Raw genomic sequence first — 19,988 nt, forward strand, 5'->3', positions numbered from 1 at the left:
GACTCGTGTATAGGCTCGGCTCAGCCGAGGCAGCTCGGTCCGAGGAGTGATTTGAGATCGCCGAACAGGTCGGCGGAGACCTTCACGGGCATCGGCACGTCGAACACTTTCGCCGTGCCGCCACGGTGCACGCGCAGAACCACCTCAGTGTCTCCGTTGTGTCGGCGTAGGACATCGGCGAGGTCGTTCATGACCCTCTCGGTCGCTCGTTGCTCCGCCAGCACGAGTGAGAGCGGTCCTGCCGCATCGAACGAGCCGACATCGGGGGCGAACGCCGACTGCGCGTGGAGATTGAGCCCGTCGTCGCGCTTCGAGACGCGTCCGCGGACAGCCAGGATCGAGTCCTGCTGCAGGATGTGCTGGAACTCGGTGTAGGTCTTGCCCATGAACATGACCGTCACCTCGCCGTTGAAGTCCTCGACCGTGATCATGCCGTACGGGTTTCCGCTGGCCTTCGCGACACGATGCTGAACACTCGTCACGAGACCGGCGACGGTGACCTGCTCGCCGTCCTGCATCTCCTCCGAGTTGATGAGGTTGTGGATCGAGATCGACGCATGCTTCGCGAGAGGCACCTCGAGCCCGGCGAGCGGATGGTCGGAGACGTACAGGCCGAGCATCTCGCGCTCGAAGGCGAGCTTGTCCTTCTTGATCCACTCGGGACGCGCCGGAACCTTGGCCGGCGCCACCTCGTCCGTGCCCTCGTACAGACTGTCGAAGTCGAAGCCGATCGCGCCCTGCGCTTCGTTCCGCTTGCGATCCACGGCGGCCTCTACGGCATCCTCGTGGATCTCCAGCAGCGCCCGGCGGGAGTCGCCCATCGAGTCGAAGGCGCCGGCCTTGATCAGCGACTCCACGGTGCGCTTGTTCGAGACGTGCAGCGGCACCTTGTCGAGGAAGTGATGGAACGAGGTGAAGCGCTCGTCCTTCCGCGCCTTCACGATGCCTTCCACGACGTTGCTGCCGACGTTGCGCACGGCACCGAGCCCGAAACGGATGTCGTCGCCGACGGCGGCGAAGTAATTGATGGATTCGGAGACGTCCGGCGGAAGCACCTTGATGCCCATCCGGCGGCACTCGTTCAGATACAGCGCCATCTTGTCTTTCGAGTCGCCGACGCTGGTGAGCAGTGCGGCCATGTACTCGGCGGGGTAGTGGGCCTTGAGGTAGGCGGTCCAGTACGACACGACGCCGTAGGCGGCGGAGTGGGCCTTGTTGAAGGCGTAGTCGGAGAACGGGAGCAGGATCTCCCAGATGGCGTTGACCGCGCCATCCGAGTAGCCGTTCGCGTGCATACCGGCCTGGAAGCCCTCGAACTGCTTGTCCAGCTCGGACTTCTTCTTCTTGCCCATCGCTCGGCGGAGGATGTCGGCCTGGCCGAGAGAGAATCCGGCCACGCGCTGGGCGATGGCCATGACCTGCTCCTGATAGATGATCAGGCCGTAGGACTCGTCGAGGATGTCGGCGAGCGATTCGGTGAACTCCGGATGGATCGGCGTGATGGGCTGCTGGCCGTTCTTTCGCAGCGCGTAGTTCGTGTGCGAGTTCGCACCCATCGGCCCCGGACGGTACAGCGCGATGAGAGCCGAGATGTCGCCGAAGTTGTCGGGACGCATGAGACGCATGAGCGCGCGCATCGGCCCGCCGTCGAGCTGGAAGACGCCGAGCGACTCTCCACGGCCGAGCAGTTCGTAGGCTCCGCGGTCGTCGAGCGCGAGGTGCTCAAGGTCGAGCTCCTCTCCCCTGTTGGTGCGGATGTTGTCGAGCGCGTCCGAGATGATCGTGAGGTTGCGCAACCCCAGGAAGTCCATCTTGATCAGGCCGAGAGACTCGCATGACGGATAGTCGAACTGCGTGACGATCTGGCCGTCCTGCTCGCGACGCATGATCGGGATGATGTCGAGAAGCGGCTCGGACGACATGATCACACCGGCAGCGTGGACGCCCCACTGGCGCTTCAGTCCCTCGAGCCCGAGGGCCCGATCGAACACCGTCTTCGCCTCGGGGTCGGTCTCGATCAGCGCACGGAACTCGCTCGCCTCCTTGTAGCGGGGGTGCGCGGAGTCGAACATGCCGTCGAGCGGCATGTCCTTGCCCATGACTGGCGGCGGCATGGCCTTGGTCAGTCGCTCGCCCATGCTGAAGGGGAAACCGAGCACTCGCCCGGCGTCCTTCAGCGCCTGCTTCGACTTGATCGTGCCGTAGGTGACGATCTGCGCGACGCGCTCGGAGCCGTACTTCTTGGTCACGTAGTCGATGACCTCGCCGCGGCGACGGTCATCGAAGTCCACGTCGAAGTCAGGCATCGAGACGCGGTCGGGGTTGAGGAACCGCTCGAAGATCAGGCCGTGCTCGAGGGGATCGAGGTCAGTGATCTTCATGGCGTACGCGACCATGGATCCGGCACCCGAACCACGGCCGGGACCGACGCGGATGCCGTTGTCCTTCGCCCAGTTGATGAAGTCGGCGACGACGAGGAAGTAGCCCGGGAAACCCATCTGCAGGATGATCCCGGTCTCGTATTCGGCCTGCTTGCGCACCTTGTCGGGGATGCCGCTCGGGTACCGGTAATGGAGGCCCGCCTCGACCTCCTTGATGAGCCAGCTGTCCTCGGTCTCGCCGTCCGGCACCGGGAAGCGCGGCATGTAGTTCGCCGCGGTGTTGAACTCGACCTCGCAGCGTTCGGCGATGAGCAGCGTGTTGTCGCATGCCTCGGGGTGGTCGCGGAACAGCTGACGCATCTCTGCGGCCGTCTTGATGTAGTAGCCGTCGCCGTCGAACTTGAAGCGGTTCGGGTCGTCGAGCGTCGAGCCGGACTGCACGCACAGCAGCGCCGCGTGCGCATCGGCCTCGTGCTGGTGCGTGTAGTGCGAGTCGTTGGTGCCGACGAGCGGGATGCTGAGGTCTTTGGCAAGGCGGATCAGGTCGGTCATGACCCTGCGCTCGATGGAGAGGCCGTGATCCATGATCTCGGCGAAGTAGTTCTCCTTGCCGAACAGATCCTGGAACTCCGCCGCCGCCGCGCGAGCCGCATCGTACTGGCCGAGTCGCAGCCTGGTCTGGATCTCGCCGGACGGGCATCCGGTCGTGGCGATCAGTCCCTTGCCGTAGGTCTGCAGGAGCTCCCGATCCATTCGGGGCTTGAAGTAGTAGCCCTCCATGCTCGACAGCGAGCTGAGCCGGAACAGGTTGTGCATCCCCTGCGTGCTCTCGCTCCACATCGTCATGTGGGTGTATGCACCAGAACCCGAGACGTCGTCGCTCTTCTGATCGGGCGAGCCCCACTGCACGCGTGTCTTGTCGCTGCGGTGCGTGCCGGGGGTGACGTAGGCCTCGAGTCCGATGATCGGCTTGACGCCTGCGGCGTTTGCCGCCTTGTAGAACTCGAAGGCCGCGAAGGTGTTGCCGTGATCGGTCACCGCGATGGCTGGCATGTCGTAATCCGCAGCCGCCTGAGTCATCGCTGCGATCTTCGCCGCCCCGTCGAGCATCGAGTACTCGCTGTGCACGTGCAGGTGGACGAAGGAGTCGGATGCCATGCCTCGATTCTACTTTCGGCGTCCGACATCGGGTGCAGGCGTGTCCGTCGCCCGACCCGATGTCGGCATCGTCATCAGGGGAGCCCGTCCACCACGCCGACCGTGTAGATCACACGAGAATCCGGGATCTCGGCCGGGACGATGCCCTCACCGACGTCCGACGTGTACGTCGTCTCCCTGATGTCGCCGGTCGCCATGTCGATCGTCACCGTGAAACGCGTCAACGACGAGTCCGAGGGCTCGGACGCCCATCCGAAACGCGACTCGAACGTGAGGGTACGCGCTCCTCCCGCCTGTTCCTCGCCGACCGTGGAACCGGGGAGCAGACTGAGCGCCCGGTACATCGTGGCCCGGACGTCCGGCGGACCCGCGTTGTGCGCGAGCAGCCCGATGAGAGTCCAGCCGACCTTGAAGTCCTCCCCTCCCGGTCGTTCCGGTTCTACCCGATCCCGGATCCAGCTCACCATCTCCTCGGGGTCGTCAGGCATCGCCGCGAAGACGGAGGCGAGATCGCTTGCGCCGCCGACGGACCACGGCGCGAAGACATCGTAGGGTTCGAGCTGAGGGCGCGATCCGAGCATCCCCGGGAGCACCTGAGATCCTGCCGCGATCTCTGCGCTGTCGCCGAAGCTCGACAGGAGCTCCGATGGCTCCACGGACCCGTACCATTGGCTCGCCAGATCAGCGGGGATGTACTCTGTCCCGCGCGTACCCACCACCCACGCGCTCGTCGCGGTCTCCCGCGAACCACCCCACCCAGGCGTCGCCCACGAACCGAAGGCGTCTTCATACACATACAGCTCCTCTGTCTTCCACTCGCGACGGAGATACTGGCCCGGCGCGAGTGTCGGCGACACGAACTCGGCCGCCGCCACCGCCGCACCGCGCAGCACCTCGGCCGGTGTCTCCGTTGACGGCGGCTCCGGTGAGCGCGTGGGAACGAGAAGACTCCCCGGCTCGCGGGTCGGTACCGCCTCGATCATCGGCGCGGGACTCGTCAACCCGTTCACGACCAGGACACCGACGGTGACGGCGGCGACCGCACTCGCGAGCCCACCAGCGATGATCCATGGCCGCCGTGATGCCCGAGACCTCACCGGGCGGCGCTCGGCCTCGATCGCGCGCATCAGCCGCGATCGGGCAGAACCGAGATCGAGGTCGTCGGCCTCGTTCACAGGCTTGGTCTGCCGAACCCTCTCAAACACGTCCATGGACTTCCCCTCCCTGCAGCTTCTCGAATGCCTGGATCCTTCGCGTGGGATCCAACCGTCTGCGTACCCTGTTCAGCCGCGAACGCACGGTGCCGACGGGCACCGCGAGCGCCTCCGCGATCTGGTCATAGCTCAGCCCCTGCCAGGCATACAGAAGCAGCGTCTCCCGATCCTTCGGGGCGAGCGCCGCGATGCGCTCTCTGAGAGCACGTACTTCACGCTCCGCGTCGACGCGCCTCATCGCGTCCTCCACTCCGCCGAGCGTCGCGTGCTCCTCACCGGAGGCCACTGCAGCGAACGATCGCCAGTGCTTCGCCTCGACCACTCGATGACGGCGGATCAGCGTGGAAGCGATTCCGAGCAGCCACGGCGAGGCCGAGTCTTTCGTCAGGTCGAAGTCCGCCCTGCGGCGGAAGGCCACGAGGAAGGTCTCGCTGAGCACGTCTTCTGCGGCATGCCGACCGATGCGATAAGTCGCGAAGGCGTTCACCGCGCGGGCGTGCCGGTCGAACAGCTCTGCGAAGGCCGACGGCTGATCCAGCGACCGGCGGATGATCTCACTGTCTGTGCTCACACTGTGTATTGCCTCTGAGCCACGGCTCGGTTCACGATTTCTTCGACGGATTCCGCCCCTGTCGAAGATCCAGCCGCATCAGCACCCGTGGGAAGCCGTCGAGAGTCGAGTCGGTGTCGGCGGCCTTGCTGAAGCCCGCCGCCTCGAACAGCCCTCGCGTGCCGACGTACGCCATGGTCAGATTCACCTTCTCTCCCCTGTTGTCGACCGGATATCCCTCGATCGCCGGGGCACCACGTCTCTTCGCATAGGCCACGGCCCCGTCGATCAGCGCATGCGAGATCCCCTGCTTGCGGTGTCCCGGCCGGACTCGGATGCACCACAGCGACCACACGTCGAGATCGTCGACCTTCGGGATCAGCCTGTTCCGAGCGAAGCTCGTGTCGCTGCGCGGATGCACTGCCGCCCACCCGACCGGTTCGTCGTCGAGGTAGGCGATCACGCCGGGAGGCGGGTCCTGATGGCAGAGCTCACGCACACGATCCGCGCGCTGGGAGCCGCGCAGCTCGTTGTTCTCCTTGCTGCCGATCCGATAACTCAGGCAGAAGCACACGTTCGACGTCGGCTTCTTCGGGCCGACGAGAGCGGCCACGTCGTCGAACTCGGTCGCCGGTCGCACCTCGATGCTCATGCGCCCAGTCTGGCCCACCCCACGGACATCGCCTAGGCGCTCAGTACACCTCGGGCACGCATGAATGCCGTTCTCGTCGCTGGCCGGCCGAGTGGTTCACTCGCCTCGCAGAACCGCCAGCGCGTGCTCGAAGTCCGCAGGATACGCCGACTCGAACTGCACCCACTCCCCCGTCGCCGGGTGCGAGAACGCGAGTTTGTGCGCATGCAGCCACTGGCGGGTGAGACCGAGTTTCGCCGACAGCGTGGGGTCCGCCCCGTAGAGGGGGTCGCCGACACACGGATGCCGGAGTGCGGCCATGTGCACGCGGATCTGGTGCGTGCGACCGGTCTCGAGATGGATCTCGAGGAGCGAAGCACCCGGGAACGCCTCGAGCGTCTCGTAGTGGGTCACCGAGGGCTTGCCGTCGGGCACGACCGCGAACTTCCACGAGTGATTCGGGTGCCGACCGATCGGCGCGTCGATCGTCCCCATCAACGGATCGGGGTGCCCCTGCACGACCGCGTGGTAGATCTTCTCGACCGTTCGCTCTTTGAAGGCGTGCTTGAGCGCCGTGTAGGCGGACTCGCTCTTGGCGACGACCATCAGCCCGCTGGTGCCGACGTCGAGGCGGTGCACGACGCCCTGACGCTCGGGCGCACCGCTCGTAGCCACTCGGAACCCTGCGGCGGCGAGAGCGCCCACCACCGTGGGGCCCTCCCAGCCGAGAGACGGGTGGGCGGCGACGCCTGTGGGCTTGTCGACCACCACGATGTCGTCATCGTCGTAGACGATCCCGAGTTCCGGTACCGCGATCGGGATGATCCGCGGCTCCTCTTTCGGCTGCCACTCCACTTCGAGCCATCCGCCGCCGCGAAGACGATCGGACTTGTCGAGTGTGACGCCGTCGAGACGCACGCCTCCGGCGGCGGCGACGTCCGCGGCGAAGGTCCGGGAGAAGCCGAGCATCTTCGCCAAGGCGGCGTCGACGCGCGTTCCCTCCAGCCCGTCAGGAACGGGAAGGGAGCGGAACTCCACGCTCAGCGCCCGTCCGACGCGGCGGCGGGCGCATCGGGAGACGTGCTGTCGGTGCGTGAGACGTCCGTCTGCTCCACGGCATCCGCCTCTTCGGCGATCGCGACGGCCTCGGCCTCTTCGTCTGTCTCCACGGGGGCGTGGTCCCGTTCGCGCGTGCCGTCGAAACGCAGCCCGAAGACGACGAGCAACGCCACGGAGATCATTCCCGTGACGATGAAGATGTCCGCGACGTTGAAGATCGCCGGCATCATCCACGGCATCGAGATCATGTCGACCACGTGCCCCATGGGGAAACCGGGATCGCGGAAGAGGCGATCCGTGAGGTTGCCGAGCACTCCCCCGAGAAGGCAGCCGAGGACGACGGCCCAGAGCCGGGAGCGCAGACCGAAGGCCTTCCACACGATCACACCGGCGACGACCGCCAGCGCGATGGTGAAGATCCACGTGACATCGGACCCGAGCGAGAACGCGGCACCGGGATTGCGCACGTAGTACAGCTGAAGGAATTCACCGAGCACCGGGACGGGCTCTTGCAGCGGCAGGTTCTCGGTGGTGAGGTACTTCACAAACTGATCGGCGGCCAGCACGATCGCTGCGAGAATCGCAACGATCGCGCCAGCCGCCGACCGACGAAGGGCAGGACGTCCTGGCAAAGGGACGACCTACAGTCCGATCGCGGAGACCGGGGTCGAGTCCGTCGACGCCGACTTCTCGTCGAGGTCGCGGAGCTGGCCCTCGATGTAGCCGCGCAGCTGCGAGCGGTAGTCGCGCTCGAAGTTGCGGAGCTCGGTGATGCGAGCCTCGAGCGTGTTGCGCTCGCGCTCGAGACGTGCCGACTCTTCGCGCTGCTTGGCCTCGGCCTCGGTGCGGATGCGGTTGACCTCGCCCTCGGCGTCGGCGATGAGCTGAGCGCGCTTGGCCTCACCCTCGGCGACGTGCTCGTCGTGCAGACGCTGTGCGAGCTCGATGATGCCGGCGGTGGCGGTCGCGGAACCCGACGGAGCGGGCTCGGCCGGTGCGGCGACGGGCGTCTCTTCGACGACGGGCGCGGGCGCCTCGGCGGCAGGAGCCGCGGCAGCGACCGGCGCATCGCCGGACTCGAACGCGGCCAGCTTGGCCTTGAGTTCGACGTTCTCCTCGAGGGCCTTGCGCCACTCGATGACGATCTCGTCGAGGAAGTCGTCGACCTCGTCCGGGTCGAAGCCGTCCTTGAAGCGGACGTGCTGGAACTGCTTGGTGACGACGTCATCCGGGGTAAGTGCCATGGTGGCTCCTTCGATGAGTTCGGTTGCCAGTTTCGAGAATGGCGTGGTCGTGATGTGGCGCGAACCCGGGGCGCGCACCTGGGAGCCAAGCATAGTCCCCGAGCCTGTCAGCCGCGACGCCGCGACACTCCGCGGCGTCTAAGTCGCGCAGGACTCAGATGAAGTTGCGGACGATGCTCATGAGGATCAGCACGATCAGAATCGTGATCGAGAACCCGAAATCCAGCGAGATCGAGCCGATCCTCAGGGGTGGGATGATCCGCCGGAAGAACCGGACAGGCGGATCGGTCAGCGTGTAGACGAGCTCGGCTGCGACGAGACCCGCACCCTTGGGTCTCCACTCCCGATTGAACATCGGGATGTAGCCCAGGATCAGGCGAGCGAAGAGCACCAGCAGATACAGCAGAAGCGCCAGATGAAGGATGCTGGCGACGATGGAGACGACGATCCCCACGGTCTAGGACTGGTCGAAGCCCGCGGACTCAGCGTCTGCGTGCGCGATTCCCCCGTGGCCGGACACAGCGATGTTCTCCGGCGAGAGCAGGAACACCTTCGAGGTGACCCGCTCGATACGGCCGTACAGGCCGAGCGAGAGACCGGATGCGAAGTCGATCAGTCGGCGAGCGTCGGCGTCGCTCATCTGCGAGAGGTTGATGATGACCGGGACACCTTCGCGGAAGCTCTCCGCGATGAGCTGAGCATCGCGATACTGCTTCGGGTGCACGGTGAGGATCTCGTTCACTGCCCCTCCTGCGGGCTGGCGCACGGCGACAGGACGCCGCAGCGGGGTGACGGGCGCCGGAGCGGGCTCTTCCCGGTCACGGTCGCGGTCGCGATCACGTTCGCGGTGGGCGCGGGCCGGAACCTGCTCCTCGTAAGCCTCTTCCTCGTCGGCGAGGCCGAGATACACCATGGTCTTCTTCAGCGGGTTACCCATCGTGTCCTCCGGTTCGAACGTGTCGGGTTGGTCTGTTCACAGGTTAACCCCGGTCGGGGCGGGGTCCCGTGATTGCGGAGCCGATCCGCAGGTGTGTCGCACCGGCGTCGATGGCTTCGACGAAGTCACCGGTCATGCCGGCGGAGATCCAGTCGGCCGCGGGCTCGACCTCGCGCACTCCCTCTGCGATCGCGCGCAACCGGGCGAACGCCGACGCGGGCTCCTCGTCGAGAGGCGCCACGGCCATCACGCCTCGCAGGCGCAGCGACGGGAGGGTCAGGATGTGCTCGGCGAGCGAGCGCGCGCTGTCTGGCGCGACACCGCCTCGCCCCTCGTCCGCCGTCAGGTTGACCTGAACGAGGACGTCGAGGACGTCATCCCCCTCGGCAGCCCTGTGCAGGGCGTCGGCGAGCCTGTCGCGGTCGACCGAATGCACGACATCCGCGCTCCGCCTGATCGCCGAGGCCTTGTTGGTCTGCGCCTGTCCGATGAAATGCCAGCGGACATCGAGGCCGTCGAGCTCGCCGACCTTCGAGGAGAGCTCCTGCTGGCGGTTCTCCCCCACCTCGCGCACACCCAGCGCCTGCAGGTCGCGCACGAGGGACGCGGGATGGAACTTCGTCACGACGATCCGGGTGATCTCACTCGGATCCCGATCGGCCAGTCGCGCAGCCTCGGCGATCCGTTCATCGATCGCCGAGAGCCGCGCGGCCAGACCCGATTTCTCGGGGCCCTGCTCGAGGGTCACTTCAGGAATTCAGGGATGTCGATGTCGTCGTCCGCGAAGGCGGGCTCGATGCTCGTGGCGGTGACGCGCTGCGGGGTCTTCTCGGTCTCGACAGCCTCGGAGGCGGGCTTGCTCTCCTCGTCGTTCGAGAGGGCGACCTCGGGGAGCGTGCTCGCCGCGGCGGGACGCGTGACGACCATCGGGTCGAGGCGGAGCGACGGCTCGCCGCCGTCGAAGCCCGCGGCGATCACGGTGACGCGCACCTCGTCGCCGAGGGTGTCGTCGATGACCGTACCGAAGATGATGTTCGCCTCGGGGTGCGCGGCCTCCTTGACGAGGTCTGCCGCGTCGTGGATCTCGAAGATCCCGAGGTTCGACCCGCCCTGGATGGAGAGCAGGACGCCGTGGGCGCCTTCGATGCTCGCCTCGAGGAGCGGCGACTCGACGGCCAGCTCGGCGGCCTTGATCGCACGGTCGGCGCCGCGCGCCGATCCGATTCCCATGAGCGCGGATCCCGCACCCTGCATGACGGACTTGACGTCCGCGAAGTCGAGGTTGATCAGACCGGGGGTCGTGATGAGATCCGTGATGCCCTGCACACCGGCGAGGAGCACCTGGTCGGCTGTGGCGAAGGCCTCGATCATCGAGATGCCGCGATCGCTGATCTCGAGGAGGCGGTCATTCGGCACCACGATGAGGGTGTCGACCTCTTCCTTCAGCTTCGCCACGCCGGCTTCGGCCTGGCTCTGACGGCGGCGACCCTCGAATGAGAACGGCTTGGTGACGACGCCGATCGTGAGCGCGCCGATCGACTTCGCGATGCGCGCGACGACGGGGGCACCACCGGTTCCGGTTCCGCCTCCCTCGCCCGCGGTCACGAAGACCATGTCGGCACCTGTGAGCGCCTGCTCGATCTCCTCGGCGTGGTCCTCGGCGGCGCGGCGACCCACCTCGGGGTCGGCTCCTGCGCCGAGTCCGCGAGTGAGCTCGCGGCCCACATCGAGCTTGACGTCTGCGTCACTCATCAGCAGCGCCTGCGCGTCGGTGTTCACTGCGATGAACTCGACTCCGCGGAGACCGAGGTCGATCATGCGGTTGACGGCGTTGACGCCGCCACCGCCGACGCCGACGACCTTGATCACGGCGAGGTAGTTCTGGTTCTGGCTCATGGCCGGCCTCCGAATAGTCGAGCCTGTCTTTGGGCGAGATCCCGAGGGTTGAACCTTAAACCTCAACTAGAGGTGTAAAGTATTTCCCGGTATTGGTTTCTCTTGTTCGAAGGTAAGCGTCGCGACCCCGCGCACCCGCAAAGACACGGGCGTGTCGCCGGTTTGCCGTCGAAACCTCAGCCGACGACGACCGCGTGGGGCGAAGTGACGTCGATCGTGGATGCGTCCGGACGCCCGATCAGGGTCTTCGAGAGCGCCTCGCTCTTCAGGGGCGAGTCCTCGGCGCTCCCCCACACCACGGTGAGACCGGAGCTCAGCGTGAGCGTCACGTCATCCGGCGACGTCGCACGCACGCCCGTGAGCATCGCCCTCAGATCGGCCGGCACCGACCGCACGACGAGACCCGCGCTCTCGAAGGCTGCCGAGTCCGTGCCGCCCTCGATGTCGAGCACGGGTTGTCCGGCGGGTTGATCAGACGTCGTCGCGAGCGCGACCCCTGCGGCGTCGACGAGCGTGTACCCCGCCTCCGAGCGGATGACGCCGACGGGTGTGCGCTCGACGATCCGCACCGTGAGGTCGTGCGGGGGCTTCGCCTCCAGCGCATAGGTCTCGATCAGCGGGAATGCCAGCAGCGACGCCTTCACCTCACTCGAGTCGATCGAAGCGAGCGGGGTACCGATCTGACCGGCGAGAGCGGTCTCGACCGCAGCAGGATCCAGGGTCACCGCACCGACCACGGAGATCTTCTCGACCGCGAACAACGGGCTGTACGCCGCGACCGTCGTCCCGCCGACGAGGAGCACGACCGCGCCGATCGCGCTCAGCCAGACGATGCGCCGACGCCGTGAGCGCTGGGTGAACCGCCGGATCTCCGCGCGAAGCGCCTTGCGCCGTGCGCGCGCGGCGCGCCAGACGTCACGTGTGGACGTCGGCCGCTCGGCATGCTCCGCGCCCGTGTCTCCTGCGTAGGCCCCGAGATCGATGACATCCGCGTCGTCGCGTCGGCCTTCGCCCGCAGCGGCGCGTCCGCGATCGCGAGCGCCCGCCCGTGGCCCGGCGGCGGACTCGTCCTCCGCGCGACCCGCGGGAGGCGTGGGAAGCGGAGGCGGACGTCGCATCGCCTAGACCTCTTCGGTCCGCAGCGACTCGAGCACCTGCGGGATGATCTGATAGACGTTGCCGCAGCCGAGCGTGACGACGAAGTCACCCTCACGCGCTACAGACGCCGTGTAGTCGGCGGCCTGCTGCCAGTCCGCGACAAAGTGCACATGCGAGGGATCCTGGAAAGCGCCGCTGACCAGCTCACCCGTCACCCCGGGCACCGGATCCTCGCGCGCGCCGTAGACGTCGAGCACGACCGTGTGGTCGGCGTAGGTCTCGAGCACCTCGGCGAACTCGCGGAACATGTGCTGCGTGCGCGAGTACGTGTGGGGCTGCTGGATCGCGATGATCCTTCCGGAGCCTGCGATCGAGCGCATCGCCTCGAGCGCGGCCCGCACCTCGGTCGGGTGGTGCGAGTAGTCGTCGTAGACCGTGACGCCGCGCTCGATTCCGTGCTTCTCGAGCCGGCGCACGGTGCCGGCGAAGCCCTCGACGGCGCGCGCGGACTCGGTCAGCCCGAAGCCGACGGACAGGAGCACCGCGATGGCGCCGGCCGCGTTGATCGCGTTGTGCACACCGGGCACGGCGAGCTGCAGTCGCACGCTCTCATCGTCCCGGGTGATCGTGGCGGACACGGGGCCCGCGGTGACGATGTCGGTGACACGGACGTCGGCATTCTCGGCCTGACCGAAGGTGATGACGTTCGGGTGCGACAGCCCGGCGCCCACACGCAGTGCGCCCAGGTCATCACTGGAGATCACGACGGCCTCGCTGGCGGCGTCGGCGAAGCGTACGAATGCATCGTGGAAGGCTTCGTCCGTCCCGTAGTGGTCGAGGTGATCGGGGTCGACGTTGGTGATGAGCGCGACCGCGGTGTCGTACAGCAGGAAGGTGCCGTCGGACTCGTCGGCCTCGATCACGAAGAGCTCACCCGCGCCCGTCGCACTCGAGACACCGAGCTGCTCGATGACGCCTCCGTTCACGAAGTTCGGGTCGGCCCCGAGAGCCTGCAGCGCTGTGACGATCATGCCCGTCGATGACGTCTTGCCGTGCGCTCCCGCCACCGAGACGAGTCGCCGCGCGCCGATCAGCCAGTGCAGCGCCTGCGAACGATGGATCACGTGCAATCCACGTTCCTTCGCCAAGAGGAATTCGGGATTCTCGGGCCAGATCGCTCCCGTGTGCACCACCGTGTCGGCGTCGCCGAGGTGGGCGGCGTCGTGTCCGACGTGCACCGTGGCACCGGCCGCTGCGAGAGCGCGGAGGTTGTCGCTGTCCGCCCGGTCGCTCCCGGAGACGCGGATTCCCGCATCGAGGAACATCTTGGCGAGGCCGCTCATGCCGGATCCTCCGATGCCGATGAAGTGCGCGGAGGAGATCGACTCGGGGATCGGGAGAGTGAGGTCAGGTCTGATCATGTCGGATTCAGTCTACTTTTCAGTGAGGACGTTTCGGCGGCGCTGAGCCGTGTCTGCAGCGGACTCAGACGAGACCGAGGGCTCGGTCGACGAGCGCTATGACATTGTCGGTACCGCTGCGCGTGCCCACCTGACCGGCTGCGTCCGCCATCGCCGAGAGCCGCTGCGGATCCTTCAGCATGGGGACCACGATGCGCCGCACGGCGTCTCCGTCGAAGGTGGCATCGTCGAGCAGACGGGCGGCGCCGGCGGCGACCGCGGATGCCGCGTTCAGCCGCTGCTCGCCGTTGCCCACCGAGTACGGCACGTACAGCGCAGGGATGCCGAGCGCGCTGATCTCGCTGACCGTCGCCGCCCCGGAGCGCGAGACGATGAGGTCGGCCAGAGCGAACGCGAGATCCATGCGATCGACGTAGCGGCGCAGCGCGTAGCCGGGCACCTCGGGGTCGGCGAGGTCGCTGCGCTCGCCCGTGACGTGAAGCAGCTGCCATCCTGCGGCGAGGACGTCGCCCCACGAGTCGGCGAGGGCCTCGTTCAGGCGCTGAGCTCCGAGCGATCCGCCGAACACGAGCAGGACCGGACGAGAGGCATCGAGTCCGAAGTGCTCTGCGGCCTCGTCGCGGGTGGCCGCGCGGTCGAGCTCGATGACCTCACGGCGCAGCGGCATGCCGACGACCTCGCCACCGCGCAGCTTCGTGCCGCCGAAGGCGACTCCGGTCGCCGCGGCGCGACGCGCACCCAGCACATTCGCGAGGCCGGGCTTGGCGTTAGCCTCGTGCACGACGAAAGGCACACCCTCTCGGCGGGCGGCCACATAGGCGGGGGCGGAGGCGTATCCGCCGAAACCGACCACGACGTCGACCGCGTGCGTGCGGATGTGCGCACGCACCTGCGCGATCGCCCGACGGAAGCGTCCGGGGAATGCGGCCGCCTGCCTGTTGGGACGACGCGGGAACGGCACCTTGTCGACGATGAGGAGTTCGTATCCTCGGGCGGGCACGAGTCGGGACTCGAGGCCCTCCGCCGTGCCCAGCACCAGGACGGTCGCATCGGCTTCGCGGGCGCGCAGTCCGTCAGCGACGGCGAGCAGGGGATTGACGTGACCGGCGGTTCCACCGCCGGCGAGAAGGTACGTGGTCACCGTGTGACCCTACCCCGCCCTGCCGAAGGGGTCCGCTCAGCTGCGCGTGCTTCCGGGACCTTGAGAGTGCGCGCGAAGGACAGCAGGACGCCGCAGGCGATGAGCACCGCGAGGAGCGCCGTGCCGCCCTGCGACATGAAAGGCAGCGGAACGCCCATGACCGGGAACAGTCCGATGACGACGCCGACGTTGAACACGGCCTGGCCCGTGATCCAGACGGTGATGCCACCGGCTGCGACACGGATGAACGGGTCGTCCGTCTTGCGGATGATGTGGAAGGCGCCGACCGTGAAGAGCGTGAAGAGCGCGAGGACGACGATGCAGCCGATCAGTCCGAGTTCCTCGCCGACGATCGCGAAGATGAAGTCGTTGCCCGCCGCGGGCAGCCACCCGTACTTCTCCTGCGAGTTGCCGAGGCCGACGCCGAAGATGCCTCCGGAGGCCATGCCCCAGATCCCGTGGATCGACTGGTAGCAGTCGCCGGTGTACGCCGACATGTCGGAGCAGGTGGCCGTGATACGACGCATGCGGTCCGGGCTCGTCACGGCGAGGGCGATGACCGCCACGACGCCGAGCAGCACGGGCAGGATGAACAGTCGCAGCTTCACGCCGGAGAAGAACAGGCAGCCGAGCAGGACGATGACCAGCACCATCGCGGTGCCGAGGTCCTTTCCGGCGATGACCGTGCCGATCGCGAGGGCTCCGACCGGCACCACCGGGATGAACACCTGGTGCCAGGTCCCGAGCATCGTCTGCTTGCGCAGCAGCACGTACCCGACCCAGAGCGCGAGCGCGAGCTTCAGGAACTCCGACGGCTGCAGGGTGAATCCCGCGATCATGATCCAGTTGCGGTTACCGCCGTCCTCGATGCCGAGAGGCGTGAAGACGAGCATCTGCAGGGCGATCGAGCCGAACAGCGCAGGCCACGCCATGCGCTTGAGGAAGGCGATCGGCAGTCGCGAGATCAGGAACATCAGCGGGATGCCGAGCACCGCGAAGATCCCCTGGCGCAACGCGCCGTCCATCGGGTTCTCGCCCCTGGCCACCGCGGTCGCACTCGTCGCCGAGAGCACCATCACGAGTCCGAAGATGGTCAGCATGAGGGCGGCCGACGCGATCATCAGGAACTCGGTCGAGACCGGGGTGAATCGCCTCCCGAGGGAGACACGGGCGGCCAGGCCGCCCGACGATGTGCGGCCGGGCTCAGACCGTGGGGGGCGTGCGACCTGCGTCATCGGCGCTCCCCCGGTCTATCCAGTCCCGCACCGCCTCGGCGAAGCGGTGTCCGCGATCCGCGTAGCTGGAGAACTGATCGAAGGATGCCGCTGCGGGGGCCAGCAGAACTGTGCCCTCGCCATCGACGATTCCCGCGGCGATCTCCACGACGCGATTCATGACGTGACCAGTCTCGCCAGCATCCACCTCGAATACCGGCACCCCCGGCGCGTGTCGCTCGAATGCCGCGACGACGGAGGTGCGTTCGACGCCGATCACGACGGCCGCACGGGCCGTCGAGCCGACGGACGCGACCAGATCGGCGATGTCGACGCCCTTCAGATCTCCGCCGACGACCCAGACCGCTCCGGGGTAGGCACGCAGCGACGAGGCCGCGGCGTGCGGATTCGTTGCCTTGGAATCATCGACCCAGGTGATGCCGGCGTGACGCGCGATGACCTGGATGCGGTGCTCGTCGAGTCGGAAGGACTGGAGAGCTGCATGGATGGCTTCGGGCTCGACCCCGAGCGAACGCGCGAGAGCGCTGGCCGCCAGGATGTTCTGCACGATGTGCGGCGCGGCGAGGCCGACGCTCTGCAGGTCGGCGATCGTCGTCAGCTCCAGCGCACTGGTCGCCCGATCGTCGAGGAACGCCCGATCGACGAGCAGCCCCTCGACGACACCGAGGTCGCTGGGTCCTGGAATGCCGAGGTCGAAGCCGATCGCCCGTGCACCGTCGACGACCTCGGCCTCCTCGACCATGATCCTTGTGGCCTCATCGGCCTTGTTGTAGACGCAGGCGACGCGCGTGTTGCGATAGACGATCGCCTTCGCGTCGCGATACGCCTGGGCGCTGCCGTGCCACACGAGGTGGTCGTCCGCGAGGTTCAGGCACACCGACGCGTGCGGGAAGAGCTGCCCCTCGGCGCGGGACTGCCCGAGGTACCAGAGCTGGTGGCTGGAGAGCTCGACGACGAGCGCATCGAAACCCTCGGGGTCGCGCACAGCATCCAGCACCGGCACTCCGATGTTGCCGCAGGGCGCCGCACGCAGCCCGCCCTCGACGAGGAGGGATGCCGTCAGCTGCGTCGTGGTGGTCTTGCCGTTGGTGCCGGTGATCAGCACCCAGTCGGCCGGAGTGCCGTCGGCGCGCGTCACCTTGTCGCGGACGCGCCAGGCGAGCTCGATGTCGCCCCAGATCGCGATGCCGGACTGCTGCGCCCACCGGATCACGGGATGCGCGGGAGAGAAGCCGGGAGAGGCGATGACCACTTCGGGCGCGAAGACGCTGAGCGCCTCGGGCACCTCGATGAGTGAGCCCAGTTCGAGGCGCGCGCCGATCACGGGCAGGAGATCGGCGTATTCCTGCTCGGCAGACTCGCTGAGCACGAGCACGTCGGCACCGAGCTCTGTGAGTGTGTCGGCCACCGAGAAGCCGGTCATCGAGAGCCCGAGCACGGCGACCCGCAGGCCCGACCAGTCGGACCGCCAACTGGTCAGCGTCGCGAGCCTGGACTCAGCTGACACGAGTGAGCCATTCGACGTAGAAGAGCCCGACGGCCGAGACGGCGAGGAGTCCTGCGATGATCCACATCCGGACGACGATCGTCACCTCTGACCACCCGCGCATCTCGAGATGGTGGTGGAAGGGACTCATCAGGAACAGCCGCTTACCGCGAGTGACCTTGAAGTAGGCACGCTGCAGGATGACCGACCCCGACGCGAGGACGAAGACTCCGGCGATCACGAAGAGCAGCAGCTCGGTGCGGGTGAGGATCGCCATCGCGGTGATCACACCGCCGATCGCCATCGAGCCGACGTCGCCCATGAAGACCTTGGCCTTGGGGGCGTTCCACCAGAGGAAGCCGATCAGGCTGGCGGCGAACGACGCGGCGATGATCGCCAGGCTGAAGGGATCGCGCACCTCGTAGCATCCGCCTATGGCCGCGGATTCGACGCCTTCACCGACGCAGGACTGCTTGAACTGCCAGAAGGCGATCAGGCTGTAGGCACCGACGACGATGACTCCGGCTCCCGCGGCGAGGCCGTCGAGTCCGTCCGTGAGGTTGACGCTGTTCGACGTCGCCACGCCGATGACCGAGATCCACAGCAGGTAGAGGGCCCAGCCGAGGATCGCGGCGAACGCGAAGAGGTTCAACCAGGGGATGTCGCGGAAGAGCGAGATCGAGCCGGATGCCGGTGTCTGGTCGTACGAGTTCGGGAAGTTCAGGGCGACGATGCCGAACGGGATGATCACCACCAGCTGGCCGATGATCTTGCGCCAGCCCGAGAGCCCGAGGCTGCGCTGACTGCGCACCTTCATGTAGTCGTCGATGAAGCCGACGGCCCCGAAGCCGACCATCAGCCAGATGACGAGGAGCGCCGATGTCGACGGCGTCCCGCCACCGACGTATGTCCCGGTGAAGTAGCCGACCATGGTGCCGACGATGAAGATCACGCCGCCCATGGTCGGGGTTCCCCGCTTCGCCTCGTGGCTCGGGTTCTCGATCGCTTCGGGCGTGCGGATGACCTGCCCCCAGCCCCACTTCCGGAACAGTCGGAGGAAGACGGGAGTCAGGAAGAGAGTGAAGGCGAGCGATATGGCGGCCGCCATGATGAGAGATCTCACGAGAACAATTCTCCCAGACGATCGCCGAGGTGCCGGAGCCCCACGGAATTGGAGGACTTCACGAGCACGCGGTCGCCGTCGCGCAGCTCGCCGCGCAGGTACTCGAACGCGGAATCCTGGTCTGCGAAGAACACGGCCTCGCTGTCCCACGAGCCCTCGCCGATCGCGGAGATGAAGAGGCGGCGAGCCTCGGGGCCGACGACCACGATCCGCTGGATGTTCAACCGCACGGCGAGCAGACCGATCCTGTCGTGCTCCTCACCCGCCGTCTCGCCGAGTTCGCTCATGGCGCCGAGCACCGCGACCGTCCGCTCGTCGGGACCGGTGATCTGCGCGAGCGTGCGCAGCGCCGCAGCCATGGAGTCCGGACTCGCGTTGTAGGCGTCGTTGATGATGCGCACGCGCTCGTTGCCCATCGGCTGCATGCGCCAGCGCTCGGCGATCTCGACCGTCTCGAGCCGAGCGACAGCATCTGCCGTCGAGACGCCCAGCACACGCGCAGCCGCGATGGCGGCCAGAGCGTTGCCGACATGGTGCGCACCGAGGACCTGCAGCCGGAGCGGATGCCGCTCCCCCGCGGCCTCGATCACGCAGGAGGTGCCCGATGCGGTGACCTCGAGGTCATGGGCCCGCACGTCCGCCGCGGCACTCTGACCGAAGCCGACGACCCGCATGCCGCGTGAGACGGCGAGCTCGCGCATCGCCGCGACTCGGGGGTCATCGATGTTGAGCACGGCGGTCCCCGAGGGAGTGGCGGCGGAGACGAGCTCGGACTTGGCCTTCGCCGTCGCCTCGATGCCGCCGAATCCTCCGGCGTGCGCCATGCCGACCATCAGCACCACGGCGATGTCCGGCTCCACGAGGCCCGCGAGGCGCGCGATGCTGCCCGGCGCATCCGCACCGAACTCGCTCACGAGGAACCGCGTGTCGTGGGTGATCCGCAGCATCGTCACCGGAGCGCCCACCTCGTTGTTGAACGAGTTGATGGGCGCGACCGTCTCCCCCTCGCCGGAGAGGATGCGCGCCAGGAAGTTCTTGGTCGTCGTCTTGCCGTTCGAGCCCGTGATGCCGACGATCTTGAGATGCCCCTCGGCGCGCACGCGCGCCACGACCTCTCGCGCCAGATCGGCGAGGGCGGCGACAGCGCTCGGAACGACGATCTGCGTGATCTCGTCGTCGACAGGATGCTCGACGATCGCGAGAGCGGCGCCGGCTGCCAGCGCCGCTCCGACGAAGCGGTGGCCGTCGGTCTCGGCACCCGGCTTCGCGACGAAGACGGATCCGGGCGCCATGGTGCGCGAATCGGTGTCGACCACGCCGTCGACGAGGGTCTCGGCCGTCGCGGTACCGGCGAGTCGGAGATCACCCCCGAGGACGGCGGCGATCTCAGCAAGCGACAGGGCGATCATGACGT

At 67.2% G+C, this 19,988-nt stretch carries 17 protein-coding genes and 1 pseudogene; all 18 read right to left on the bottom strand.

Annotated elements, in window-relative coordinates; genetic code table 11:
• Positions 1-20 precede the first annotated feature (20 nt).
• Positions 21-3,539, bottom strand: a complete 3,519-nt coding sequence (gene dnaE, locus MRBLWH13_RS08670) for a DNA polymerase III subunit alpha (RefSeq protein ID WP_341958119.1) — start codon at positions 3,537-3,539, stop codon at positions 21-23.
• A 74-nt stretch (positions 3,540-3,613) separates the two neighbouring features.
• On the bottom strand, positions 3,614-4,750 hold the full coding sequence (locus MRBLWH13_RS08675) for a hypothetical protein (RefSeq protein WP_341958121.1): 1,137 nt from the start codon (positions 4,748-4,750) through the stop codon (positions 3,614-3,616).
• On the bottom strand, positions 4,737-5,324 hold the full coding sequence (locus MRBLWH13_RS08680; protein ID WP_341958123.1) for a sigma-70 family RNA polymerase sigma factor: 588 nt from the start codon (positions 5,322-5,324) through the stop codon (positions 4,737-4,739). Before MRBLWH13_RS08680 ends, MRBLWH13_RS08675 begins: the two co-directional genes overlap by 14 nt.
• Positions 5,325-5,355: 31 nt before the next feature.
• Positions 5,356-5,955, bottom strand: a complete 600-nt coding sequence (locus MRBLWH13_RS08685; protein ID WP_341958125.1) for a GNAT family N-acetyltransferase — start codon at positions 5,953-5,955, stop codon at positions 5,356-5,358.
• A gap of 96 nt (positions 5,956-6,051) precedes the next feature.
• A complete protein-coding gene (locus tag MRBLWH13_RS08690) occupies positions 6,052-6,972 on the bottom strand; it encodes an RluA family pseudouridine synthase (RefSeq protein ID WP_341958127.1) in 921 nt (306 codons plus the stop codon).
• Between the two features lie 2 nt (positions 6,973-6,974).
• Positions 6,975-7,538 carry a signal peptidase II gene (gene lspA / locus MRBLWH13_RS08695; protein WP_341958129.1) on the bottom strand — a complete coding sequence of 188 codons (564 nt, stop codon included), beginning with the start codon at positions 7,536-7,538 and terminating at the stop codon, positions 6,975-6,977.
• Between the two features lie 96 nt (positions 7,539-7,634).
• Positions 7,635-8,237: a DivIVA domain-containing protein gene (locus MRBLWH13_RS08700; RefSeq protein ID WP_341958131.1), complete on the bottom strand. Its 603-nt coding sequence runs from the start codon at positions 8,235-8,237 to the stop codon at positions 7,635-7,637.
• Positions 8,238-8,391: 154 nt separating this feature from the next.
• Positions 8,392-8,691 (bottom strand): YggT family protein, encoded by a 300-nt coding sequence (locus tag MRBLWH13_RS08705; protein ID WP_341958133.1) that lies wholly within the window; start codon positions 8,689-8,691, stop codon positions 8,392-8,394.
• Positions 8,692-8,694: 3 nt separating this feature from the next.
• Entirely contained in the window at positions 8,695-9,174 is a 480-nt protein-coding gene (sepF, locus tag MRBLWH13_RS08710; RefSeq protein WP_341958135.1) for a cell division protein SepF, read from the bottom strand.
• A 43-nt stretch (positions 9,175-9,217) separates the two neighbouring features.
• Positions 9,218-9,922, bottom strand: a complete 705-nt coding sequence (locus MRBLWH13_RS08715) for a YggS family pyridoxal phosphate-dependent enzyme (RefSeq protein ID WP_341958137.1) — start codon at positions 9,920-9,922, stop codon at positions 9,218-9,220.
• On the bottom strand, positions 9,919-11,070 hold the full coding sequence (ftsZ, locus tag MRBLWH13_RS08720) for a cell division protein FtsZ (RefSeq protein WP_341958139.1): 1,152 nt from the start codon (positions 11,068-11,070) through the stop codon (positions 9,919-9,921). The genes MRBLWH13_RS08715 and ftsZ overlap by 4 nt, the downstream gene beginning before the upstream one ends.
• A 176-nt stretch (positions 11,071-11,246) precedes the next feature.
• Positions 11,247-11,873, bottom strand: a complete 627-nt coding sequence (locus MRBLWH13_RS08725; RefSeq protein ID WP_341958265.1) for an FtsQ-type POTRA domain-containing protein — start codon at positions 11,871-11,873, stop codon at positions 11,247-11,249.
• Between the two features lie 243 nt (positions 11,874-12,116).
• Positions 12,117-13,589 (bottom strand): annotated as a pseudogene (gene murC / locus MRBLWH13_RS08730) (UDP-N-acetylmuramate--L-alanine ligase); the annotation flags it as partial.
• A 64-nt stretch (positions 13,590-13,653) separates the two neighbouring features.
• On the bottom strand, positions 13,654-14,730 hold the full coding sequence (locus MRBLWH13_RS08735) for a UDP-N-acetylglucosamine--N-acetylmuramyl-(pentapeptide) pyrophosphoryl-undecaprenol N-acetylglucosamine transferase (protein ID WP_341958141.1): 1,077 nt from the start codon (positions 14,728-14,730) through the stop codon (positions 13,654-13,656).
• Entirely contained in the window at positions 14,727-15,965 is a 1,239-nt protein-coding gene (gene ftsW, locus MRBLWH13_RS08740) for a putative lipid II flippase FtsW (RefSeq protein WP_341958143.1), read from the bottom strand. Before ftsW ends, MRBLWH13_RS08735 begins: the two co-directional genes overlap by 4 nt.
• Positions 15,934-17,472: a UDP-N-acetylmuramoyl-L-alanine--D-glutamate ligase gene (murD, locus tag MRBLWH13_RS08745; protein ID WP_341958145.1), complete on the bottom strand. Its 1,539-nt coding sequence runs from the start codon at positions 17,470-17,472 to the stop codon at positions 15,934-15,936. The genes ftsW and murD overlap by 32 nt, the downstream gene beginning before the upstream one ends.
• The gene (mraY, locus tag MRBLWH13_RS08750) at positions 17,462-18,574 is read right to left on the bottom strand and encodes a phospho-N-acetylmuramoyl-pentapeptide-transferase (protein ID WP_341958147.1); all 1,113 of its coding nucleotides are present in this window, start codon (positions 18,572-18,574) and stop codon (positions 17,462-17,464) included. The genes murD and mraY overlap by 11 nt, the downstream gene beginning before the upstream one ends.
• Entirely contained in the window at positions 18,571-19,983 is a 1,413-nt protein-coding gene (murF, locus tag MRBLWH13_RS08755) for a UDP-N-acetylmuramoyl-tripeptide--D-alanyl-D-alanine ligase (protein ID WP_341958149.1), read from the bottom strand. Before murF ends, mraY begins: the two co-directional genes overlap by 4 nt.
• Positions 19,984-19,988: the final 5 nt, after the last annotated feature.

It is taken from the genome of Microbacterium sp. LWH13-1.2, assembly GCF_038397735.1.
Lineage (GTDB): Bacteria > Actinomycetota > Actinomycetes > Actinomycetales > Microbacteriaceae > Microbacterium.